The organism is Rhodococcus sp. EPR-134, from assembly GCF_001647205.1.
Classification (GTDB): Bacteria; Actinomycetota; Actinomycetes; order Mycobacteriales; family Mycobacteriaceae; genus Rhodococcus_F; species Rhodococcus_F qingshengii.
In genome coordinates this window covers 1-2752 of record NZ_LVCT01000290.1, presented here as the reverse complement: position 1 = coordinate 2752, position 2752 = coordinate 1, and the positions used below count along the sequence as shown (strand labels likewise).

General features: G+C 62.8%; 4 protein-coding genes. All 4 read right to left on the bottom strand.

Translation table 11 applies throughout. The features are described 5' to 3' along the window. Positions 1–211 precede the first annotated feature (211 nt). Positions 212–1309 (bottom strand): Holliday junction branch migration DNA helicase RuvB, encoded by a 1098-nt coding sequence (ruvB, locus tag A2J01_RS13300; RefSeq protein ID WP_064112872.1) that lies wholly within the window; start codon positions 1307–1309, stop codon positions 212–214. After that, complete coding sequence (ruvA, locus tag A2J01_RS13295; protein ID WP_007732953.1) at positions 1306–1905, bottom strand: Holliday junction branch migration protein RuvA; 600 nt, start codon at positions 1903–1905, stop codon at positions 1306–1308. Before ruvA ends, ruvB begins: the two co-directional genes overlap by 4 nt. Next, positions 1902–2471 carry a crossover junction endodeoxyribonuclease RuvC gene (gene ruvC, locus A2J01_RS13290; RefSeq protein ID WP_003943325.1) on the bottom strand — a complete coding sequence of 190 codons (570 nt, stop codon included), beginning with the start codon at positions 2469–2471 and terminating at the stop codon, positions 1902–1904. The genes ruvA and ruvC overlap by 4 nt, the downstream gene beginning before the upstream one ends. 124 nt (positions 2472–2595) lie before the next feature. After that, positions 2596–2752 (bottom strand): YebC/PmpR family DNA-binding transcriptional regulator (locus tag A2J01_RS13285; RefSeq protein WP_197494218.1); only part of this gene is annotated, 157 nt, incomplete at its 5' end.

The window sequence follows — 2752 nt, the reverse complement described above, 5'->3', positions numbered from 1 at the left end:
TCTGCTTGCGCATGCCCAGGAACATGGGCACCAGCAGTGCGAGGATCAAGAGGGGGAAAAGCAAACTCGACATGTGTTGATCAACCTCGGTTGTGTTGCACGTTTTACGCCGCGATGGTCCCGGATGGACCTACGCAATACACCAGTGTGCCATTAGTTGCTGAGGATTCCTGACAGATCGGCCGTTCAAGTAGGCCTTTCCAGTCGAAATTCACTCGCCGTTCGGATCGAACAACGTGGCCTGCGGTTCGTTGACACGAACCTCGATACCGCCCGCTGCGGCATCCGGCGGCGGTGTCATTCCGAGTTGAGTCCAGGCAGCGGCGGTAGCCACACGTCCTCGCGGCGTCCGGGCGATCATTCCGGCCCGGACCAGGAACGGCTCGCACACTTCTTCCACCGTCGACGGTTCCTCGCCGACGGCCACCGCAAGCGTCGACACGCCGACGGGCCCGCCGCCGAACGAACGCACCAAAGCACTCAGTACCGAACGGTCGAGACGGTCCAAGCCCAACTGGTCCACGTCGTAGACGGCCAAGGCCGCCTGAGCGACGTCCATGGTGACGATTCCGTCGGCGCGCACCTCGGCGAAGTCGCGAACCCGGCGCAGCAATCGGTTCGCGATACGCGGTGTCCCCCGCGCGCGTCGTGCGATTTCGGCACCGGCGTCAACTTCGAGATCGACGCCCAGAATTCCGGCCGAACGCATCAGAATCTGTTGCAGCTCTTCGGGTTCGTAGAAATCCATGTGAGCGGTGAACCCGAAGCGGTCGCGTAACGGACCGGTCAGCGCACCCGACCGCGTAGTCGCACCGACCAGCGTGAACGGTGCAACCTCCAGAGGAATCGACGTGGCGCCCGGCCCCTTACCGACGACGACGTCGACACGGAAGTCTTCCATGGCCAGGTACAACATCTCCTCGGCCGGACGAGCGATTCGGTGAATCTCGTCGATGAACAACACGTCGCCCTCGACGAGGTTGCTCAGCATCGCAGCCAGGTCTCCGGCGCGTTCGAGCGCCGGTCCGGACGTCAACCGCAGAGAAGAGCCCAACTCCCCCGCGATGATCATCGCCATCGACGTCTTGCCGAGCCCGGGGGGACCGGACATCAGGATGTGATCAGGCGTGCTGCCACGAAGTTTTGCTCCGGTGAGCACGAGCTGCAGTTGTTCGCGAACACGAGGTTGACCGATGAAGTCGTCGAGACTCTTGGGGCGCAGACTCGCTTCGACATCACCGTCTCCCGCCACCAATTCGGCAGAGACCTGCGACTCGTCGTCGAAATCGTCGATCGGGTCGAAGTTCATCGAGTCTTACCGAGCAGCGACAGAGCAGAACGCAGTGCGACCGACGTGGTGGCCTCGGGCGATTCCGCCAGAACCGAATCCGTGGCCTGCTCAGCCTGCTTGATCGGGAAGCCCAGACCTTCGAGAGCCTCGACGATCTGATCACGGATCGAACTGCCGACGACGACACCGGACGCCGCGCCGGCCGTCGTCGCGACGGCGTCGACCTTGTCGCGCAGTTCGACAACCATGCGCTCGGCGCCGCGTTTTCCGATACCGGGGACCCTCGTCAACGCCGTCAGGTTGCCTTCCGAGAGCGCCCGCCGCAGCGCGTCCGGTTCGAGAACTGCAAGAGTTGCCATCGCCAGGCGCGGTCCGACTCCGGAAACCGTCTGCAGGAGGCTGAACAGGTCCTTCGACTCGGTATCGGAAAAACCGTACAGCGTCATCGAGTCTTCGCGAACGATCATCGTCGTGAACAGTCGCGCTTCGCTTCCCCGGTGCAGCGCACCGAGAGTCACCGGGGTGGCATTGACCCGATAGCCGACACCTGACGCTTCGATGACCGCGTGATCGAGCGCAATATCGAGTACCTCGCCGCGTACCGACGCGATCATCGTGAACCTGCCTTCTTCGTCTCGGCCAATTTTGCCTGATACTTACGCATTTGTTCAGCGGCCATCGCCTCGGCGCGGGCCATCCGCTCGATCATCGGTGCTCGCCAGCAGTGACAGATCGCCAGCGCCAGAGCGTCGGCAGCGTCAGCCGGTTTCGGCGCCGTCTTCAAATTCAGAATTCGCGTCACCATCGCAGTGACCTGCGCCTTGTCGGCGTTACCGCTGCCGGTGACGGCGGCCTTCACCTCGCTGGGCGTGTGGAAACACACCGGAATGCCGCGTCTGGCGGCAGCGAGCGCGACAACTCCGCCTGCTTGCGCCGTCCCCATCGCGGTACTGACGTTGTGCTGCGCGAACACGCGCTCGATCGCGACCACCTCCGGCTTGTACTGCTCGATCCACAGTTCAGCCGCATCGGAGATCCGCAGAAGCCGAGAACCGAGGTCCATCTCGGCCGGAGTCCGCACCACGTCGACCGCAATGGGGCGCACTTTCCTGCCGTTGCTCCCGTCGACCACTCCCAACCCGCAGCGAGTCAAGCCTGGGTCCACTCCGAGCACGCGCACTTGTCACACCTCTCCATACCGAACAGCTGTTCGATAGCTTAGCGGTGCGCGGGACTACTACCCCGCATCAACACGCAACCCGGCCCGGACGCGGACGTCAGGACCGGGTTGAGTTGAAAAACAATCAGTCTTCGAGAGCCGCGAGAACCTCGTCGGAAAGATCGATGTTGGTGTAGACGTTCTGCACGTCGTCAGAATCTTCGAGCGCGTCGACGAGCTTGAAGATCTTGCGTGCGCCGTCGACATCCAAGGGAACCTCGACGGAAGCGCGGAAATCGGCT